16 protein-coding genes and 2 pseudogenes are annotated in these 20,552 nt (G+C 67.4%); 12 read left to right on the top strand and 6 right to left on the bottom strand.

Annotated elements, in window-relative coordinates; genetic code table 11:
- Positions 1-60: 60 nt before the first annotated feature.
- Positions 61-864, bottom strand: a complete 804-nt coding sequence (locus NWF34_RS15770; RefSeq protein WP_258325469.1) for a LuxR C-terminal-related transcriptional regulator — start codon at positions 862-864, stop codon at positions 61-63.
- 95 nt (positions 865-959) lie between these two features.
- Between NWF34_RS15770 and NWF34_RS15765 the strand changes: the two genes are divergently transcribed.
- A complete protein-coding gene (locus NWF34_RS15765; RefSeq protein WP_258325468.1) occupies positions 960-2,534 on the top strand; it encodes an AMP-binding protein in 1,575 nt (524 codons plus the stop codon).
- Between the two features lie 216 nt (positions 2,535-2,750).
- Here NWF34_RS15765 and NWF34_RS15760 read toward each other — a convergent pair.
- A pseudogene (locus tag NWF34_RS15760) lies at positions 2,751-3,368 on the bottom strand (pyridoxamine 5'-phosphate oxidase family protein).
- 159 nt (positions 3,369-3,527) lie between these two features.
- Between NWF34_RS15760 and NWF34_RS15755 the strand changes: the two are divergent.
- Complete coding sequence (locus NWF34_RS15755) at positions 3,528-4,097, top strand: DinB family protein (protein ID WP_258325467.1); 570 nt, start codon at positions 3,528-3,530, stop codon at positions 4,095-4,097.
- 1 nt (position 4,098) lies between these two features.
- Here the strand turns inward: NWF34_RS15755 and NWF34_RS15750 are convergent, their stop codons facing one another.
- The gene (locus tag NWF34_RS15750; RefSeq protein WP_258325466.1) at positions 4,099-5,643 is read right to left on the bottom strand and encodes a molybdopterin-dependent oxidoreductase; all 1,545 of its coding nucleotides are present in this window, start codon (positions 5,641-5,643) and stop codon (positions 4,099-4,101) included.
- A gap of 154 nt (positions 5,644-5,797) precedes the next feature.
- Between NWF34_RS15750 and NWF34_RS15745 the strand changes: the two genes are divergently transcribed.
- The gene (locus NWF34_RS15745; protein WP_258325465.1) at positions 5,798-6,457 is read left to right on the top strand and encodes a fasciclin domain-containing protein; all 660 of its coding nucleotides are present in this window, start codon (positions 5,798-5,800) and stop codon (positions 6,455-6,457) included.
- Positions 6,458-6,546: 89 nt separating this feature from the next.
- On the opposite strand, the gene NWF34_RS15740 is transcribed toward NWF34_RS15745, so the two are convergent.
- Positions 6,547-8,775, bottom strand: coding sequence for a molybdopterin-dependent oxidoreductase (locus tag NWF34_RS15740; protein WP_258325464.1), 2,229 nt, complete (start codon positions 8,773-8,775; stop codon positions 6,547-6,549).
- Between the two features lie 130 nt (positions 8,776-8,905).
- On the opposite strand from NWF34_RS15740, the gene NWF34_RS15735 reads away from it, so the two are divergent.
- The 5 genes from NWF34_RS15735 to NWF34_RS15715 all read left to right on the top strand — a co-directional run bounded on the left by NWF34_RS15735 (position 8,906) and on the right by NWF34_RS15715 (position 15,822).
- Positions 8,906-10,402 (top strand): NAD(P)/FAD-dependent oxidoreductase, encoded by a 1,497-nt coding sequence (locus NWF34_RS15735; RefSeq protein ID WP_024498930.1) that lies wholly within the window; start codon positions 8,906-8,908, stop codon positions 10,400-10,402.
- Positions 10,403-10,628: 226 nt separating this feature from the next.
- A complete protein-coding gene (locus NWF34_RS15730; RefSeq protein WP_024498929.1) occupies positions 10,629-12,005 on the top strand; it encodes a DUF6777 domain-containing protein in 1,377 nt (458 codons plus the stop codon).
- A gap of 291 nt (positions 12,006-12,296) precedes the next feature.
- Positions 12,297-13,469 carry a hypothetical protein gene (locus NWF34_RS15725; RefSeq protein ID WP_024498928.1) on the top strand — a complete coding sequence of 391 codons (1,173 nt, stop codon included), beginning with the start codon at positions 12,297-12,299 and terminating at the stop codon, positions 13,467-13,469.
- A gap of 155 nt (positions 13,470-13,624) precedes the next feature.
- Positions 13,625-14,449 (top strand): hypothetical protein, encoded by an 825-nt coding sequence (locus NWF34_RS15720; RefSeq protein ID WP_024498927.1) that lies wholly within the window; start codon positions 13,625-13,627, stop codon positions 14,447-14,449.
- Between the two features lie 95 nt (positions 14,450-14,544).
- Positions 14,545-15,822 (top strand): hypothetical protein, encoded by a 1,278-nt coding sequence (locus NWF34_RS15715; protein WP_024498926.1) that lies wholly within the window; start codon positions 14,545-14,547, stop codon positions 15,820-15,822.
- On the opposite strand, the gene NWF34_RS15710 is transcribed toward NWF34_RS15715, so the two are convergent.
- Entirely contained in the window at positions 15,815-16,369 is a 555-nt protein-coding gene (locus NWF34_RS15710; protein ID WP_258325463.1) for a dihydrofolate reductase family protein, read from the bottom strand. The genes NWF34_RS15715 and NWF34_RS15710 overlap by 8 nt on opposite strands.
- A gap of 177 nt (positions 16,370-16,546) precedes the next feature.
- On the opposite strand from NWF34_RS15710, the gene NWF34_RS15705 reads away from it, so the two are divergent.
- Positions 16,547-17,506 (top strand): phosphotriesterase, encoded by a 960-nt coding sequence (locus NWF34_RS15705; protein ID WP_258325462.1) that lies wholly within the window; start codon positions 16,547-16,549, stop codon positions 17,504-17,506.
- Positions 17,507-17,510: 4 nt separating this feature from the next.
- Here NWF34_RS15705 and NWF34_RS15700 read toward each other — a convergent pair whose 3' ends face one another.
- Entirely contained in the window at positions 17,511-18,308 is a 798-nt protein-coding gene (locus NWF34_RS15700) for an SDR family oxidoreductase (protein WP_258325461.1), read from the bottom strand.
- Positions 18,309-18,441: 133 nt separating this feature from the next.
- Here NWF34_RS15700 and NWF34_RS15695 point away from each other — a divergent pair, with 133 nt between their 5' ends.
- The 3 genes and pseudogenes from NWF34_RS15695 to NWF34_RS15685 form a co-directional block, all read left to right on the top strand.
- The gene (locus NWF34_RS15695) at positions 18,442-18,690 is read left to right on the top strand and encodes a hypothetical protein (protein ID WP_258325460.1); all 249 of its coding nucleotides are present in this window, start codon (positions 18,442-18,444) and stop codon (positions 18,688-18,690) included.
- Positions 18,639-20,141, top strand: a complete 1,503-nt coding sequence (locus NWF34_RS15690; protein ID WP_258325459.1) for an aldehyde dehydrogenase family protein — start codon at positions 18,639-18,641, stop codon at positions 20,139-20,141. The genes NWF34_RS15695 and NWF34_RS15690 overlap by 52 nt, the downstream gene beginning before the upstream one ends.
- Before the next feature lie 184 nt (positions 20,142-20,325).
- Positions 20,326-20,552, top strand: a pseudogene (locus tag NWF34_RS15685) (HNH endonuclease); the annotation flags it as partial.

Genomic DNA, 20,552 nt, shown 5'->3' with positions numbered 1-20,552 from the left:
ACCCCGATCCGGTGGCAGACATGCGCGTCAAACCCCACGATCTCCACCGATCGCGGGCGATCAGGGCAGCAGGCCTGCCTGTCGCGCGACGACCACGGCTTCGAGCCTCGACGACGCGCCGAGCTTCCGCATCGCGTCCTTCATATAGCTCTTCACGGTGTGCACGGTCAGGCCGAGCGCCTCGGCGATGCGGGCATTCGAGTAGCCGAGGGCCGCGAGCGACAGCACGTCCTGCTCGCGTCCGGTGAGCTCGACCGCGGATGAGTCGGCGGCGGCCTCGGCGAGCAGGACCTCGGTGATGGCGGTGAGCTGTTCGGAGAGGCGGGCGTCGTCGACGGTGTCGGCCAGTGACCGCAGGCGTGCGTACGCGGCGGTCATGCGGTCGCGCAGCTCGTCCTCGTTCTGTGCACCCTGCTCCAGCCGGGTCCGGGAGGCCACGATCTCCTGTTCGACGGCGCGGGCCTCCGCGGCCAGGACGTCGAGCATGCGCCCGCCGATCGGATCGGGGGTGTGCAGCGCGCCGTAGATGACCGCGACCGGCGTGCGATCGACGATGATCGGTGCGGCCATCATCGCGCGCAGGCCCTCGCGTTCGATGAGGGTGTTGTAGCGGTGGGTGATGTGCGGGGTCCGCACATAGTCCTCGACCACCATCGGGCGGTTCAGCGCCACCACCTTGCCGCCCAGTCCGTGCCCGACATCGACCGACAGCCCATTCAGCGCACCCACATGCTTACCGGCGAAATGCTGCAGACGCAGACTCGTCGAATTGTTGACGACGCCGGCGAAGGCCAGCGGCACTCCGCTCGATGTGCGCACCCGTCGCAACGCGTCGGTGACGATCCCGCTCAGCGGCTCGGGCATCTCACCTCTTCTATCCCCCTCTTCGGAGGGTGGCAGGGACTACGGACGGCGGTCACACTGTGACCCAGCTTACTCAGTCAAGAGCGAGGTTCACGATGACACAGGCGACGACGACCCCCACCGACATGGTCGACCGCTGGTTGGCAATCTACGGGGCGCCCGACGCGAACGCGGCGGCACTCCTCGTCGACGGTCAGGATCCCGACGCGGTGGCGTTCACCGTGATCGAGGTCGAGGCCTCCGCCGACGCCGATTCCGCACCGGTGCCGGTGACCACGGACGTGACCTACGGCGACCTCGCCGAGCGGTCCAAGCGCTTCGCGTCGGCACTGGCCGACCTGGGCGTCGGTCGCGGTGACACCGTCGGCGTCCTCATGGGCAAGCGCGAGGAGCTCGTCGTCGCGCTGCTGGCCATCGCCCGCCTGGGTGCCGTCTACATCCCGCTGTTCACCGCGTTCGCCACCCCTGCGATCGAGATGCGGCTGCGCGCCGGAAACGCGAAGGTCGTGATCACCGAGCCGAGCCAGGCGTCGAAGCTGGACGGCGTCGAGGGCATCCAGGCCATCATCGCCGGCGAGCAGTTCGAGGAGCTGGTGGACTCGCACGATCCGATCGCCGAGTCGGTGGCCGTGGGCGGCGAGGGCACGCTGATCCTGCTGTTCACCAGCGGCACCACCGGTGCACCGAAGGGCGTCCCGGTGCCGGTCAAGGCGCTCGCATCGTTCGTCGCCTACATGCACTACGGGCTCGACGTCCGCGCCGACGACGTGTTCTGGAACGCCGCCGACCCGGGCTGGGCGTACGGCCTCTACTACGGCATCCTCGGCCCGCTGGCCGCCGGCCGCCGAAACCTGCTGCTCCACGCCGGTTTCAGCCCGGAACTCACCGCCCAGATCCTCGGCGGTCTCGGCGTCACCAACTTCGCCGCCGCACCCACCGTCTACCGCTCGCTGAGCAAGGACCCGCGGATCACCGGTTTCTCGCTGCGACGCGCGTCGTCGGCCGGCGAGCCGCTGACCCCGGACGTCATCGGCTGGGCCCAGCAGGCACTCGGCACCGAGGTCCGTGACCACTACGGCCAGACCGAGCACGGCATGTTCATCAACAACCACTGGCACGACGACGTCCACGAGGCGCTCGTCCCCGGTTCCATGGGCAAGCCGATGCCGGGCTTCGCCGCCGGCGTCGTCGACGGCCAGATCGCGATCGACGTCCCCGCCAGCCCCCTCATGTGGTTCTCCGGCTACCTCGACGCCCCGGACAAGACCGCCGCACGGTTCACCGAGGACCGCCGCTGGTACCTGACCGGCGACACCGGACGCGCCGACGAGGAAGGACGCTACTTCTTCACCGCGCGCGACGATGATGTGATCATCATGGCCGGCTACCGAATCGGCCCCTTCGACGTGGAGAGCGTGCTCATCACGCATCCGTCGGTGATCGACGTCGCGGTGGTCGGACGCCCCGACGAACTGCGCGGCGAGGTCATCGAGGCGTTCGTCGTGCTCGCCCCCGGCGTCGAGGGCACCGAAGCCCTCGAGAAGGAGCTGCAGCAGCTGGTGAAGAGCGAGTTCGCCGCCCACGCGTACCCGCGCACCGTGCATTTCGTCGACGCCCTCCCCAAGACGCCCAGCGGCAAGATCCAGCGGTTCCTGCTGCGCAAGGGATAGACCGACCGCGTTCGTCGGTGATCGAAGACGACGCGGCCATGACGCGCGACCCAGCGGGTGCCCCCCTTTCGCTGGGCCGCGTGACCATCGAGGTGCCGTGGCCGGCTGCCGCAATCCGGCTGGCCCGGTCACCCCGATTTCGGTTCGCACCGTCGCGAACCGTCACGGCCGACGGGTCATTCACCCCCGGGTGACCCGTCGGCCGGGGACCCCTCATCACCCGATAGGCCGTCTGGTCAACGCCAGCACCGAATCCGGCGGCGTCGCACCCGAATACGTGATCGGTTCGTCGTAGACCGTTCTCATCGGTACGACGCCGGTCCAGTCCGACGACTCGACGCCCGGTCCGCCGGTGCGGGCCTTGGCGATCCACTGGCCGTCGACGATCGGTAGTCGCAGAGCCACGGTGGCCGCGAGTTCTTTCCGCGTGGTCTCTCACACCTCGGCAACTCGACCCGGAATGAGCTTGTCGGACAACACCTCCAGCGCCGACCTCGCGTCGTCTACCAGCTCGAGCGTGCCCCGCACCACCGCCGAACGGTAGTTGGCGGAGTGATCGAAGAGGGTGTCGGCGATGACGAGGCCGTCCATCGCGAAGACCGTGAACGTCACGGGCGCTCCCGCCGCGACATGACGCAGGGCTCCCGCCCCGGTCGATCCGTGGAGCGCGATGGCGTCGCCGTCGCGGGCGAACAGCATCGGCACCGACCACGGCAGGCCGTCGACGACGGTACTGAGCGTCCCGACTTTCGCCTCGTCGAGGAGTTCGTCGAGGGCTGCACGATCAGTCGCGCGATCGGGTTTGCGGGTGAGCGCGCCGAGTGGGGATGTCATGGCGCCCATCGTCGGGTACGGGCCACCTCCGCTCAACCGAAATAGCCGTCCGGCTCGGCTGCAGAAGACGTGGGGACGAGGACCGGAGTTGTCCTCAATGGCTCATAACGTGGTTCTCACCAGCACGAACGAGCTACCCACGACGAACCGGAGAGCATCATGAGCACCTACACCCCCGCAGAACTCAGCGTCGATGTCATCGGCGAGAAGCGCGAACTTCTCACCCTCTTGCAGGACCAGCGCAACCTGCTCAAGATCGCCGCCCGCAACCTCTCCGACGAGCAGGCACGCAAGCAGAGCACGGTCAGCACGCTGACAATCGGCGCCCTGATCAAGCACCTCGCCCACGGTGAGGAGAACGCCGCCGACGTCATCACCGAGCGGGATGAAAACGCCGAGTTCGACATGAGCCGGGCGACAACCGAATACGAGCTGACCGAGGGCGAGACCCTGGCCGGGTGGTTGGAGGCCTACGACCGCAACGCCGCTCGACTCGACCGCGTGATCGCCGACGCCGAGAGTCTCGACGAACTGATCCCTCAACCCACCGCGCCGTGGGCACCCGAGCGCGAGTGGTCCACGATCCGCACGATGATCCTTCACCTGCTCCGCGAGACCTCCCACCACTGCGGACACGCCGACATCATCCGGGAGGCGCTCGACGGGCAGACCACGATGGGCGCGATCTCGGAGGGTCAGGACTGGGCCGACGCCGAGTGGGTGCAGTAGCTCACTCGATGGTCACCGCCCGACTGTGCCAACCGGTCGCGCCCTCCGGGATGGGCGGCACCCGCTCTTCGGGCTGCGTCGCGCCGGTGGCGTCGGTCGCGCGGCAGTACAACGTGTGTCGGCCGGGCGTGGCGTCCCAGATCCATGTCCACTGCCGCCAGGTGTCGGTCGAGTACTCGGTGGCGAGCTCGGCCGGATTCCATGGTCCGTCGTCGACGCGGACCTCCACCGAACGGATACCCCGATGCTGCGCCCACGCGGTGCCCGCGACGACCACCGGTCCCGCGGGCGTCGTCGACAGCGGTGCGGGCCGATCGATCCGCGACGCCGTCTTGATCGGTCCCCGCACGCCCCAGCCCCGCTGGGTCCAATAGGCCTCGGCGCGATCGAAGCGGGTGATCTCCCAGTCGACGACCCACTTGCACGCCGACACGTAACCGTAGAGACCGGGGATCAACTGCCGCACGGGGTATCCGTGCTCGAGGGGTAGCGGTTCGCCGTTCATGCCGACGGCGAGCAGCGCATCGCGGCCGTCCCGGATCGCCTCGAGCGGGCTTCCCGACGTCCATCCGTCGACGCTGGTGGCCAGCAGCATATCTGCGTCGGCGTGTACCCCGACCTCGGCGAGGATGTCGCGCATCGAGTATCCGAGCCAGCGTGCGTTCCCGGCGAGGTCGCCGCCCACCTCGTTGGACACGCAGGTGAGCGTGATGATCCGCTCGATCGCGGGCATCGACTGCAGGTCGTCCCATCTCAGTGTCATCTCGCGGTCCACCATCCCGTGAATCCTCAACCGCCAATCCGTGGTGGTCAGCTGCGGGACCTGGAGCGCGGTGTCGATCCGGTAGAACTCGCGGTTGCCGGTCATGAACGGTGTCGCACCATCGATCCGCAACTCGGTACCCGGCGGGACCGGCCTGCTCGCAGAAGTCGTGCGCGGCAACCGAAGCCGCACGCGTTCCGCGAGAGCGCCACCGGTGTCCGCGGCGCGCCGGGCCAGGCCGGCGCACACCGCACCCGTCACGACGACGATCCCGACCGCACCGACGAACTGGCGGCGAGACCACCCCCCTGAGCGGGACGCATCCTCTTCGGACACGTTCCCGACGGCACTCCCGCGCCCCAGCACCACCAGCACACCTACCGCCACCAGGCCGGCGGCAACCGGCGGAACGACGTAGGACACCTCCACCGTGGGACGGGTCAACGCGGCAGCCACGCCGACAGCCGCGAAGGCCACGACGATCAGCACCCCGACGGGCGGGCGCTTGACCTGCAACACTCCGGCAGTCACGGCGATCAGCAGAATCACCAGCGCCATGCCTGCCAGCAGCACCGGCTTGTCCGCCGTTCCGAAGCGGTCTATCGCGAACTCGCGGGCGAATGAAGGCGCATGGTCGACGAGAAACGCCGCGACCGCGCGATACGGAGACGCGAACTGCGAGACACTTACCGCGACGAGTTCGCCGACCGCCAGGCCGCCCGCCACCGCTACGACACCGGACACCGCTGCCCGCACAGTCGACTCCCGAAACACTCGCACCATCGTCAGCTCCGTTTCTTCCGACTGGAGTTCGCTCACCGACAGCACTCGGATTGGACCAATCCGACACCGGAGCAATCCGCAACGACCAGAGCAGCGAATGACGTCGTGAGTCCGGCCAGACGGTCGGGCCACGACCTACTAGATTGGATGGGCCATGGCCATCAAACGAATTCAGCGCCTCGTGGTCGCGGCGTCCGGGCTGGTGTTGGCCGTCGGCGTCGTTGCCGGGTGTTCCAGCGACTCCGACTCGGACAGCAGCACTTCCACGACCGGTGCCATGACGGAAATGACCAGCGAGTCCGCCGACACCGCCACCGGACCGGTCGGCCCCGGCTGTGCGGACTACGCTTCGGCCAACCCCTCTGGCGCAGGCTCGGTTTCCGGGATGGCAATGGACCCGGTCGCCACTGCCGCATCGAACAACCCCGAACTGAAGACGCTCACGCAGGCCTTGTCCGGGCAACTGAATCCGCAGGTGAACCTGGTCGACACACTCAACAACGGTGAGTACACCGTCTTCGCACCCACCGACGACGCCTTCGCCAAGCTGCCGGCCGAAACCGTCGAGCAGCTCAAGACCGATTCGGAGCTGTTGACCAAGATCCTCACTTACCATGTGGTTTCGGGTCAGGCCGCGCCGGACAAGGTCGTCGGTGAACACAAGACACTCGAGGGTCAGACCCTGACGGTGACCGGGTCGCCGGACATGCTCAAGGTCAACGACACGAGCAGCGTGGTCTGCGGTGGCGTCGCGACCGCCAACGCGCAGGTCTACATGATCGACACCGTCCTGACGCCGCCTGCCGCCGGCTGATCACCGATCCCATCGGTCCGGTACGAGGAAGCACACGCCGGTTCCCTGGACGAGCACGCCGCTCGTCCAGGGAACCGTCGTGTGTGCGTTCAGTAGTCGGCCATCTCGTCGGCGGCGCGATCGGCCGTAAGTGCGGACACCTGGATCGGCACCCCGGTCATGTTCGCCATCCCCGCCAGACGTTCGAGATCGGCGGGGTCCGAGGAGATCAGGGCGTTGACGTTCACCCCGCCGGCACCGAGGTCGTTCTCGGCAGCCGCGTTCGCACGGGTCCAACCGCCGGAACCGTTGTGTCCCCAGCCATGTGGGATCGCGACCACACCGGGCTTGATGTCCTCGGTGATCGTCACCGGCAACGAGATCCGGCCGTGGCGTGACGCGACGGTCACCAGGTCACCCTCGCCGAGACCGCGTGGGTTCGCATCGTCGGGATGCATCCGGGCCGCGTGCGACCGGCCTCCGCGCAGGAGCATCGGCGCATTGTGCTGCCAACTGTTCTCCGAGCGGATCTCCCGCATACCGATGAGCCGCAACGGATACTGCTCGTCCGGGTCGACGGTCAGCCGCTCGACCTCGTCCATCAACTCCGGTGCCGCCAGCCGAATTCGCCGATCCGCGAACGTCACCGTCTTTCTCAGCTGCCCGGGAGCGAGACCGTCGGCCACGACGATCCCGTGCGGGAACCTCTCGACGAGCTTGCGATAGGTCACCCCGTCGCGTCGTAGACCGAATCGATCACCGCCCAGGCCCATCCGGATCACCAGGTCGGACACCACGCGCGGGGTCACCGGCCGTCCGAGACGTCGCGTGACGACGTTGACGAGGTGGAACGCACCGAGCAGCGGATTCCGCCTCGACAGCGCTCCGATCAGGTCGTTGATCACCGTCCACTCCTCACGCGCCTCGCCCTGAGGCGGGATCACCGCCTCGGTCGCCTGCTTGAACGGCGTCGTGAACAGCGCCTGGAACGGGAGCAGGAAATCCTCGCGTTCGTACATCGTGGTGGCCGGCAGGATGTAGTCGGCGTGGGCGTTGGTCTCGTTGCGGTAGATGTCCAGCGACACAAGGAGATCGAGGTCGTCGAGCGCAGCGCGCAGTTCGTCGCCGTTGGGTACCGAGAGCACCGGGTTGCCCGCGCTGACGAACAGCGCACGCAACTGTCCCTTTCCCGGCGTGGTGATCTCCTTGGCCATCAACGACGCCGGCGCAGTGCCCAACACCTGGGGCAGGTTCCCGACGCGGCTGCGCCGCCCCGCCCAGGCGAAGCTCGAAATCCGCTGGAGTGCAGCCACACCCAGTCGCTGTCCGGGGACACCGAGGTCGCCGAACATCGACCCTCCGACCACGTCGAGATTGCCGGCCACGAGGTTGACCATGTCGAGCAGTGCGGTCGTCAGCGTGCCCGTCCGGCCCAGGGACGTCCCGACGCGTCCGTAGACGGTGGCGCGTTCGGTCGAGACCAGGGCCCGGGCGATCTCCCGAACCTTCTCCGGCGGGATGTCGGTGCGGGCCGCGGTCACCTCCGGCGCATAGCCGGCCACCATCGCCTTCAAGTCGTCGACCCCGCGCGCCCGGCGCCGCAACCGCTCCTCGTCGACCGATCCCTCGTCGAACATCACCTGCAGCAGCGACAGCAGGAACAGTGCATCGGTGTCGGGGGTGATGGGCAGCCAATCGAATTCGCGGGCGGTCTCGGTGTGCCGCGGGTCGACGACGAGAACGGTGCCGCCCCTCCCGGTGATCGCGTTGAGCCCCTCGCGGATGCGTGGCGAGCTCATCACCGAGCCGTGCGACACAACGGGATTGGCGCCGATGATCATCAGGTAGTCGACCCGGTTGATGTCCGGGATGGGAGCGGCGACGGGGTTGCCGTACAGGAAGTGACTCGCCACGAAGCGGTTGTTCACGTCCTGCGATCCCGCCGAGTACACATGCGGTGTCCCGAGCAGGTTCATGAAGACCGCGGCCCACAGGACGTGCCCGGTGGAGAACGTCGCGGGATTGCCGAAGTACCAGCCGACGGCGTCGCTGCCCCGTGCGCGCTGGACCTCGCGGAGACGGTCGGAGATCTCGGCCAGGGCGGTGTCCCAGGAGATCTGTTCGAAGTCGCCGTCGGGGCGTCGACGCAGCGGATGACGCAGACGATCCGGGTCGTTGACGATCTCGGCGAAAGCGATGCCCTTGGGACAGGCGAACCCCTTCGACAGCGGGTGGTCCTTGTCGGGCCGCAGCGAGACCAGCCGATCACCGTCGACGGTGGCGATCATCCCGCAGAGCGGCTCACAGATCCGGCAGTAGGTGGGCTTGTCCTGCGTCATGTGCCGTCCCCCCGGCCCCGGGTCGTCGGCCGGAGGCCTATCGTCGTGACAGTCGGTGTGATTCCGTTCACATCTGATGACAAGTGTTGCATGATGACACCACCCGAGGCATCCCACGGAGGAGGTTCCTGTGACCGCGATCGACCCCGCCCGCCCAGCAAGCGATCCCGACACCCGCGTACGCGATGTCATCATCATCGGGGCCGGTCTGTCCGGCATCGACTGCGCGTATCGCCTGCGTGAGCAGAACCCGGACGCCGACTATCTGATCCTCGAACGGCGTGCTCGGGTGGGCGGCACGTGGGACCTCTTCCAATACCCCGGGGTCCGTTCCGACAGCGACATCTACTCGCTCAGCTATCCGTTCGAGCCGTGGCGCAAACCCGGCGCACTCGCCGACGGCGACGACATCCGGAAGTACATCGAGCACACCGCGCACAAGTACGGCATCGCCGATCAGATCCGGTTCTCACAGCACGTGCTGACCGCCGACTGGGATTCGTCGACCGACACGTGGACGCTGGGCGTCGAGGTCGGCGACGGGGAGGACAAGCGGTCCGAGACCTACCGCTGCCGCTTCCTGGTCTTCGCGACGGGCTACTACGACTACGACCAGCCCTACACACCCCGGTTCGCGGGCGCCGAGGACTTCACCGGGCAGATCATCCATCCGCAGCACTGGCCGGCGGATCTCGACTACCGCGGCAAACGCGTCGTCGTCATCGGCAGCGGCGCGACGGCGGTCAGCCTCATCCCGAACCTCGCCGACCAGGCCGCCCACGTGACGATGCTGCAGCGCTCACCGTCGTACATCTTCTCGTCGAAGCAGAAGGCCTACCTCGCACCGGCCCTCAAGAAACTGCTTCCGCCCGCCGCCGCCCACCGGGCGATCCGGTTGCGCTATGCGACGCAGACCGCGGCGATCGTGCATCTCACCCACCGCTTCCCGAAGCTCGGCCGGAAACTCATCCGCGCCAACGTCGCCGCGAACCTGCCCGAGGACTATCCGGTCGACATCCACTTCAACCCGACCTACAACCCGTGGGACCAACGCATGTGCCTGGTTCCCGACGCCGACCTGTTCAACGGCATCACCGAGGGATCGATCGAGATGGTCACCGACCACATCGACCGCTTCGACGAGACCGGCGTGCGCCTGACCTCGGGACGGCATCTCGATGCCGACATCATCGTCACGGCCACCGGTCTGCAGCTGCTCGGGTTCGGCGGCACGCGCCTGCGCGTCGACGGTGACGAGGTGAAGCCACACGACCGCTTCGTCTTCAAGAGCCACCTGCTCGAGGACGTCCCCAATCTCGCCTGGTCGGTGGGTTACACGAACGCCTCGTGGACGCTGCGCGCCGACATGACGGCGCGGTCGGTGGCGAACCTGGTGAAGTACATGCGCGAGAACGGCTACACCCACGCCTACCCGCATCTCGGTTCGGAGCCGATGCCATCTCAACCGTTGTGGGATCTCAAGGCCGGATACGTCGAGCGGTCGCCCGACGCGTTGCCGAAGTCGGGCACCCACGGGCACTGGAAGGTCCGCCACAACTACTACCGCGACGCGATCGACCACCGCATCAGCAAGATCGACGACTCGATGGTGTTCGGGCGGATCTGAGCGGGACGCCTGTCCCCCGGACCCAGACCGGTTTGTCGGGTCCGTCGATCGCGGTGTTACACCGAGTGGTCCGAACGGTCGAGATTTGGCCGCAGATGACCGATCTTCGCTGGTCAGGCCTTGCCTGGCGTCCGACGCGCCGCTGATACTCGAACTCGGCGAGCGCCTCCGCCCGCCACGACCGCGTCCGTTGTCGCCGGCGCGTCGGCAAGAGGAGTTCGCCCCGATGACTTATCCGCCCGGTTTCCCGATCCATCCCTCGACGCCGTTCGGTGCGAGCCCTCCCCAGCCCCAGAACCGGCGGGCCCTCACACTCGTTCTCGGTGCGATCGTCGTCGTCCTGGCCCTCGTGCTCGCCGCCGGGATCGTCTTCGTCGTGAAGGCCCGCAAGGGTGACATCTACGTACCCGGCCTCACGCTGGCCGCGGCGAACGATCCCGGCGTCGATCCGTTCACCGACCCGGTGCTCGTCGCCGGTGCGGGGAACCTGCCGGGAAACGTCGCTCTCTCGGCGAGCGTCGGTGCCCCCGACCTGGGTGGCCGCGCGGTCAACGGCACCGAGGCCGGTCTGTACGCGACCGGCGACACCTCCGCGTGCGACACCGCGGCACTCAGCGACCGGCTCATGGCCGATCCGGCGACGGCCGCCGCCTGGACGAGCGTTTTCGGGATCAGCACCGCCGCCATCCCGCACTACCTCAACACCCTCACCCCGGTGGTCCTGACCGCCGACACCTGGGTCACGAACCACACCTACACGTCGGGGCGGGCCGAACCGTTCCAGTCGGTCCTGCAGCGCGGCACGTCGGTGTACGTCGACGCGGCGGGTGTCCCGCGCGCGATGTGCTCGAGCGGCAATCCCCTTGCACCACCGGTCTCGGCACCCCTCGGCGGCTACCGGCTCGAAGGTCAGCCGTGGTCCGGCTACCAGAGCCGCGAGGTCACCCGCATCGCCTACAACAACCAGAACGTCACCGCGGTCAGCCGGACGTCGACGATCGTTCCGGGCGCACCCACACCGGTCGCGGGGACGAGCGGGTCGGTCCTGCAGCTGTTGAACTTCCTCACCGGCGAGATCCTGCCTCGGACGATGGGCGGACTGCTCGATCTGTCGGGACTGCCACCTCTTTCCGAACCGTTGCCCACTCCGGCTGACCTGAACACCCCCTTCGCGGCGGGCACCGACGAGGACGCCGAACGCAACGGACTGCTCGAGGCCGGCAACCCGGCCGCCGCGCCGGCCGTCGTAGAGCGTGCCGCAAAGAACAACGGCCTGCCGGCCGCCTCCGACTCGTCGGAGCAGCCGGGTTCCGGTGCATCGGGTTCGTCCGAGGCGCCGTCGTCCGGTTCGTCCGAGAATCCCGCGTCCCCGAAGTCCGAATCCGAGAGCCCCGCATCCCAGACCGCCGTACCGCCGGAGATCCCGAGGTCGGCCCCGCCGGCGGACGCGTCGACCTACGAGGCTCCGCCACCGGCGGAAACCCATACCGAGACACCGACGACCACCGAACCGACCACCAGCGAGTACGTCCCGCCACCCGAGGAGCCCGGCCAGGCACCGGAGTCGCCGGCGGAGGTGCCTTACTCGTCGCCGGCCGCATGAAAGTCGACCTGCTCTGACCTGCTGTTATGCCCGCGTTCCTGGCATTACCGCCTGCTGAGTCAGCCGGTTGACCCCGGGCGCGGTACGGTTCCAGCATCAGGTCTGATCAACCGACCAACAATGTCTCCGCGGTCACCTAACCTGGTCCCGAAGAGGTTCGCGGTCGGTCATCGTCTGAGCCGGCTCATCCGGATTGCTCGTCCCCATCGACACCGACCGCAACCCGACGCACGTTTTGCACCCCGCAGCACTGGGCACTTTCGATCTCAGCGCACGAGAAAGGAAGTCGACATGACAACCGACTTCACCGTGGACTCGAACATCGATGACGCCTGGCGCACATTCCAGCTTCACGTCGGCGACCGCCTGGCCAACCTCACCCCCGGTTCGACACTCACCATCCAGCAGGATCCCCTGATCCCCGAAGGTCCTCACGGCAGACTGCGCTTCACCCTCACCGGTTCGAACCGCCTGCGGTGCACCATCGACGACACCGATCTGCACCCTACCGAGGAGTACTTCCTCGAACATCTCGAGATGCTCGACGCGCTCGGCTGGCGTCGGCTGCGCAACCGCACCCACATCTACGAGGTGGGCCGTCGACGCGTCGACGAACTCGCCCATGCGACGGTGGCCACGTTGCGTCAGGTCTGGGAGGTCGTGCACCCGGCATTCCTGGACCACACTCCCGCGGCACGTGCGGAACCGCAGATCGAGGTGGCCGTCCAGCCCTTCGACGACGATCACCTGCGTGCGCTGCTCGTCGGCTCGCTCGAAGACCTGACCGGCTGCCGGATCCAGACCGACGCCGACGGCGACATCGCCCTCCCGACCAAGCCCGTCTCGTCGTGGCTGAGCCCCCGTTCGGACGCGCCCCGTCTCGAGTTCTTCGCGCGCCTGGCCGGTGACATCACCGACCGCAGACGTGCGGCCGACATCGTCGCGGCCCAGCCGACGATGGGTTCTGCGGTCCGGGTGCACCTCCTCCAGAACGAGGTGTTCGCGACACTGACCCTCGAATGCGCGGTCTTCCACCCCCACAACCTGAGTTCTGCGCTCGCCGAGTGGTTCAGCTTCCTCGCGGACTGCGCGCCCAACGTCATCGAGCAGATCACGCAGAGCGCGACGCCGGTTCGTCCCGAGACCGAGGAACGCCTGCCGGATGCGTTGCAGACGCTGCTCGAACTCGACCCGGACGGCCGGTCGCTGAGCGCCCGCGAGGTCGCGAAGATCTGCCGGTACAACCAGGCCGACATCCTCTCGTTCATCCACACCTGTGAGGAGCAGTACCTCAGCTGGCGACGCTCGGCGGCCGACGCGACTGCGGCCTCCGATGCGGCCGAAGCCGACGCATGCCGTCATGAAGCCGACGCCTGGCGTGCGACGACCCACAATCTGCGCGCCGCGCTCCGTGTCGTCGTCCTCTCCGACGACGCGGCCGACAGTCGCCCGACGGCCAAGTGACCGCGCGCACGACACCGCTTCCCCACCTGGCGCATTCCGGGTAGTCCATCCGGAGGATTTCGGTTCCGTACGCGGGCGCGACGGTGGTGCGTGAGCTATATCGGTAGGGGGTCTCCTGCGCGCGACCCCGCCCGGGCATTCCATCGGAGCATTGCATGACCCTCACCACCGATCACGGCACGCTGACCTTCACCTTCCCCGAGCTGGGATCCGACGCCCGTCTGCATGTCACCTTTCCCCGGACACTGCGCGCCGGTGATCTGACCGAACGGGCCGGACTCACCGCCGACACCACGCTGCGTCTCGCGCAGGGCTCTCCGACGGGTGACGCCGACGCCGTGATCCCGATGTGGCAGTCCGAAGCGACGTGGATCGACTTCTCCTCGCCGCATCAGCACCCGTTCCTGGTGATGATCGGCGTGGACGGGGTCAACGCGATCAGCGGGAAGGTGTTCACCGGCACGCCCGACTTCGACACCGACGACTACATCGAGGTGCCCACGCAACAGACCCTGGCGTCGTACCGGACGGGTACGGGCGGTCACCGGCAACTGGTCGCGCCGTCGACCCACACGAGCCGGGGACCCGATCCGCGCGGAACGCTCGTGCAACTCACGGTGATTCCGATGCGGGCCGAATCCTGGGCACGACGCCGCCACCACGCGTCGGCGAGTACCTGCGTCCTCTGCGACATCTCGCGGGCAGAGCAGGCCCGCACCCCACCGCGCACCGCGGTCGCCCGGGTGATCGGTCCGCTCGAGTCCGCCGACACGTGGCACCCGACCCGCATGGGGTCGGCCGCCGTTCGGATCGTCAACTCGGTGACGTGGGAGTCGCTGACCGGTCTCACACCACGACACTCGCGGCTGACCTGTGCGGACTACCTCGACCGTCGACTCCCCTGGCATTCGGCCTACCGCGAATCCGACTGCCCCGAAGCGGCGAGGGACGAATCGAGGAGGCATTCCTCTCGGCTGTAGATCTCACCCGGGTGTCAGGAAGGCGTCGTAATATTCGAGTTCCGCGGGTTCGCCGGCGGCCGTCATTCACGAGGACCCCAGCTTGAGGAGTGCGAATGTCCCCCGATTTCGATGCCGTCGTCGAGGCGGCATGGCGGGACTTCACCGACACCCTCGCGGACCGCGTGCCGCAGCTGGCGCCCGGTCAGTCGTTGACCGTGGTCGAGGCCGCGGCCGGTGGCTGGCGCAGGCGGATGACGTTCGCGGTCGCCGACGAGGACCGGTTGCGCTGCACCATCTCCGCGGGCGATCTGACGTGGACCGACAAGGACCGCTGGATGCGGCAGGCCACCTTCATCGTCGACCGGGGCTGGTGCCGGCTCGAGGGTCGCAGCGCTTTCTGTTACGAGGTCGCCGACCACCGTTTCGGTGACCTCGCACGCGCGGCGGTACGAGCGCTCCGCGAGGTCTGGGGAGTCATCCACCCGTCCTTCGTCAGCATCGGCGACCCGTCCTACTCCCGGCATCAACTGACGTCGGGGTCGGCCGACGCCGAGTCCACCGACCACGCCTCCGGAGCCGACGGTCACGGCCGCGAGTTGGGTGCGCACGCGCTCGACCCGGAGACCACCAATGCCGACACGATCCGCTTCGCCTCGCTGGCCCATCCGCTCGACGCACCGGCCGAGACCGGGGTCGTGCCGCAGTCCAAGGACCATCTCGTCGAGCTCGTCCGGGCGGCGATGGCGGCGGCGGGCCGGCCGGTGGTGATCAGCCCCCGCAAGGCCATCTTCCTGCGGTCGTCGGGCACGTCGCTCCTCCGGCCCACGCGCGACGCACGCGCGCTGGAGATCGTGACGATTCTGAGTTCGGCGGTGCCGGCCCCGTCGGTCCTCGGGATGCTCGTCTCCGAGTTCTCGCCGCGCTGGCCGGAGATCGCCGTGGTCGTCCGCAACGGCCTCGTGTACGCGCAACGTCGCCTCGACGTCGCCGTGTTCAGCCCCGCCAATCTCGACGCCGCGCTGCGCCGCTGGGACGAGTTCGCCGGCTCGGCCCGCGCGGAGATGATCGCCCGTCTGGAGGGCGGCCGGAAAGCCGCACACCGGTGTCGCGGCGAACGCCTTCCCGGAGCGTTGCTGGCGCTGCTGCGCGTCAACCAGAAGCCCGGGAACAAGCTGTCCCCGACCACCGTGCTCATCGCGTGCCGGCGCGATCCCGAACGTGTCCACGAGTTCTTCGACATCTGCGCCGCCGAGATGCGCGAGTGGATGGACAACCTCGCCTCGGCCCGCAAGGCCGAACTCGGCGACGAGGAGATCGCGTTCTGCGAGGCGGAGCACCGCGCCTACGCCGAGGTGGCGCAGCTGCTCCTCAGCGCGATGGAACTCACCTGACGCCTTCGCCGGTGGACGAGTAGGACAGGTGCACCACGCCGTTGTCGAAGGATTCCGTCTCCACCAGCGTGAGCGGTAGGTCGGCGAGGCCGTCGAAGAGGCGTGCGCCGGTGCCGAGCACCACCGGGTAGACGAGAAGGTGGAGTTCGTCGATCAGCTTGTCGTGCAGCAGAGCTCGGACGAGAGTGCCGCTGCCGCTGATGTACAGGTCGTGTTCGTTCTTGAGCTTCTCGATCTTCTCCGGGTCATACGCCCCGATGACCTCGGAGTTCTGCCAGCCCGCCGCCTCGTCGAGCGTGCCGGACACGACGTACTTCGTGGTCTCGTTGAAGAACGGCGCACCGGGGTCGTCGTCGACGGTGCGTTCCGACCAGGCGGGTCCGAACATCTCGAACGTCTTGCGGCCCAACAGGATGCCATCGCACGCGCCGGTGAAACCGCCCACCACCTCGCTCATCCGGTCGGTGAACCCGTACGGCATCGTGAAACCGGGGTTCTCGTAACTGCCGTCGAGGGTGATGAATTCGTGGACGTGGATCTTTCCCATCGGAATGCTCCTGTGCTCGCGGGGACTGCGTTGTCGTCACGATGACAGACCAGGCGCCCATCCGGAACTCATCGATCTACGTCTCGAGTGCCGTCGAAACGTCGTACAGGCCTGAGGTCGGTCGGTTAGGGTCGGCCCAGCGGGTGCGCAACGAGGCGACCCGGCGAGGAGGTTCTCGTGGCCACCGTCCACACCGCCGCAGGCCCGGTCGATTCCGCCGAACTCGGCAAAGTGCTTGTGCACGAACACGTCTTCATCGTCGGCGAGGAATTCCGGCAGAACTACCAGGACGACTGGGACGAGGACGCGAAGGTCGCCGAGGCCGTTCACGACCTTGCCGAACTGAAGGAACTCGGGATCGACACCATCCTCGATCCCACGGTTCTCGGTCTCGGCCGGTACATTCCGCGCATCCAGCGGATCGCCGAGCAGATCGACCTCAACATCGTCGTCGCGACGGGGCTCTACACCTACAACGACATACCCTTCCAGTTCCACTACGCCGGTCCCGGCCTGCTCTTCGACGTGCCCGAACCGCTGGTGGATCTGTTCACCAAGGACCTGACCGAGGGCATCGCCGACACCGGCGTACGCGCCGCATTCCTCAAGTGCGCCATCGAGGAGCAGGGCCTGACGCCCGGCGTCGAACGCGTGATGCGAGCCGTCGGGCAGACCAGCGCGCAGACGGGTGCACCCATCACCGTGCACACCAACCCGCACACCCAGTCGGGTCTGGTGGCACAGAGGGTGCTGGCCGAGGAGGGTGCCGATCTCACGAAGGTGGTCATCGGCCACTCCGGCGACAGCGTCGACCTCGACTACCTGATGAAGATCGCCGACGCCGGCTCCATCCTGGGCATGGACCGATTCGGTCTCGATCTGCTGTTGCCGTTCGAGGACCGCGTGAACACGGTCGCCGAACTGTGCAAGCGCGGCTACGCCGACCGCATGGCACTCGCCCACGACGCGTCGTGCTTCATCGACTGGTTCGACCACGAGGCGAAGAAGCAGGCGCTGCCCAAGTGGAACTATCGCCACATCAGCGATGACGTCCTGCCCGCGCTGCGTGAACGCGGCGTCAGCGAGGCCGACATCACGACGATGCTCGTCGACGTTCCGCGCCGGTACTTCGAGTAGCGCCTCAGGTCAGGGATCGCTGGTAGCGGCGCATACCGCGCAGCCAGCGGTCGTAGTCGGCGCCCTTCTGCCGATACATGTCCAGCACCTCGGCGTGCGGGAGGATCAGGAATCGTTCGTCGGCAACAGCTTCCAGCACGATCGCGGCGACCGCACCCGGGGTCAGGACCTCACCGGCGGTCTCGACGGCCTTCTGCATCAGCTTCTGGTCCGGCGTGGCCGAGTCGTCCTCGGGCCGGAGCAGCTTGGTGTCGACGCCCATCGGGCACAGACAGCTGACCCGCACACCGTCGTCGCCGTGGGTGATGTTGAGCCACTCGGCAAAACCCACGGCGGCATGCTTGGTGACCGAGTACGGCGCATTGCCGATCTGGGTGAGCAGTCCGGCAGCCGACGCCGTGCTGACGAAGTAGCCGCCGCCCCGCTCGACCCACTCCGGCACGAGACGACGCGCCGCCCGGATGTGGCTGCGCAGGTTGACGTCGAGCGCCAGATCCCACATCGCCTCGTCGGTGTCCAGGCCGCCACCACGTCCGATACCGGCGTTCGCAAAGTACAGGTCGACCGGCCCGAAGGTGGACTCGGCCAGGCGGACGGCCGCGTCGATGTGGTCGTCGCTCGAGGCATCACCGGCGATCGCGACGGCGGAGTCGCCGAGTGCATCGGCGACACTGTCCGCCGACGCCGCGTCGAGGTCGGTGACCACGACCTTCGCGTCCGCCTCGACCAGGGCGTGCGCGAGCGCACCACCGATCCCACCCCCACCGCCGGTGACGATGGCAACCTTGCCTGCGACGTCCATGGAGATCTCCTTCGATCGGTGAGTCTGGATAAAGACCTACCAGACGTACGCATCGTCTCCGGCGGCTGACCCGTGCCGAGGAGTTCGCTCGTGGGTCTGGCCACCCACCACGCGCGGTGCGACACTGGACGTCATGACGGCCGGGGTTTCTCCGCCGGCGCATGCCGAACTCGACGGCATGCTGGACGAGCTCGCGCAGGGCGTCGCCACCTGGACGGCGATGCCGCTCGAAGAACGCGCGGATCTGCTCCTACGCACGCGAACGGCCGTCGACAAGGTCAGTCGACGCTGGGCGGAGGTCGCGATCCGCATCAAGTCCACCCCCCATCGGTGCGTGGCGAGGAGTGGCTGTCCGGTCCGTACATCATCATGGCCGGGCTGACCAGGCTCGCGAAGACCCTACGCGTGGTCGCTGCCGGAGGGAGCCCGGTGGACGGCATCCGCACTGGCAGCGCACCGGGCGGGCGATTGACCTTCAAGGCCATGCCGCTCGGACTGCAGGAAGCACTGCTGTTCCACGGTCTGGCCGGCGAGATCTGGATGCCACCGGGGGTCGGCTTCGGCGAAGTCCGCGCCGGCGCCGGTCTCGGCACCCTCACCCCCGGTGACTCCGGCGGAGTCGGCCTCGTCCTCGGGGCCGGAAACGCCACGCTGATCGGCCCCTATGACGTGCTCTACGAACTCGTGGCGTACAACCGGGCGTCGATCCTGAAACTCAATCCGACCTTTCGCGATCTACACGGGATCTATTTCGAGGCGTTCGCGCCGCTCATCGAAGCCAACGTGATGCGAATCGTCAACGGCGACATCGAGACCGGCGAGTATCTGACCTCACATCCCGGCATCAGCCATGTGCACATCACCGGTAGCCGTGCCGCGCATGACGCGATCGTGTGGGGTCCCGGGGAGGAGGGGGAACGACGTCGAGCCGAGGGAACCCCGCTGTTGACCAAGCCGATCACCAGCGAACTCGGTGGCGTGTCACCGATGATCGTCGTTCCCGGCAAGTGGTCCGATGCCGACATCAGGTACCAGGCCGAACATGTTGTCACTCAACGAATCCACAATGCCGGACACAATTGCATCGCAGGTCAGCCGCTCATCCTGAGCTCCTCGTGGCCCCAACGTTCGCAGTTCCTCGACGCGATCCGTTCACTCCTCGACAAGATCCCGCCGCGGGCACCGTGGTATCCGGGCAGCGACCGCAAGATGAGCCTCGCCGAGCAGGAGTATCCGCACGCCGAACACCACGGTGGCCGACTGCTCGTCCAGGTCGACGACTCCACATCCGACGCCATGTACACAACGGAGTTCTTCACCCTGGTGTTGGGACACACCGAGTTACCCGGTACCGGAGCCGCATTCCTGCGCGACGCCGTGCACTTCGCGAACACCAGGCTCGACGGCCAGCTCGGCGCCAGTGTCATCATCGCCCCACGCGATCGCAAGGACCTCGGGCCCCGTCTCGAGGAGTCGCTCGCCGAGCTGCACTACGGAGCGATCGGGGTGAACTGCTGGGCGGCGTTCGCGTTTCTGTCGCCGACGCTCAGCTGGGGCGCCTACCCGGGAAACACCCTGGACGACGTGGGCAGCGGAATCGGCGTGGTGCACAACGGATTGCTGATTCCCAACCCGGAGAGATCGGTGGTCTACGGTTCCTTCCGCCCCTTCGCGCGGTCGTGGTTGGGCGGAGAATCGACCATCGCCCCGGCGTCGCCGGTCTATGTCACCTCGAAGTCGAACAATTCTGCTTCGGAAGCCCTCACCCACTACGCGGCACGGCCGGGATGGTCGCGCATTCCGCAGGCGTTCCGGTCGATCCTCTTTCCTTGAGGTAAAGGCCGGTAGCGGGATTCCATCCCTTTACACCAACCCACCGACAAGTTCTTCGGCGGTGAGCCGTCCGGATTCTCGTTGCACCACAACGCAATAGCGAGTACAGTCGAGTTCGAACATACATTCGCACCAGCGGCATCGGGGGGTGACCGTCTTGATCGAGATCTCGAACTCCGACGTCGTGCCGTCGACCCGCGCCTCCGAACTCGTACAAGAACTACACCGGATCACCACCGAACTGCAGACCGTCGACCTGACACAATGCTCCGATGCCGAGCTCGTCGACCTCGCCGCCGACACCGAACGCGCCATCGCCCGACTCACTTTCGCCGGCGACCGGCAGATCGTCGAGATCGCCGACCGCGACCTGCCCCACAAAACCGGGCACCGCAGCATCACCCAGTTCAT

The organism is Gordonia sp. GONU, from assembly GCF_024733855.1.
GTDB lineage: Bacteria > Actinomycetota > Actinomycetes > Mycobacteriales > Mycobacteriaceae > Gordonia > Gordonia amicalis.
This window is presented reverse-complemented; position numbering and strand designations above follow the sequence as displayed.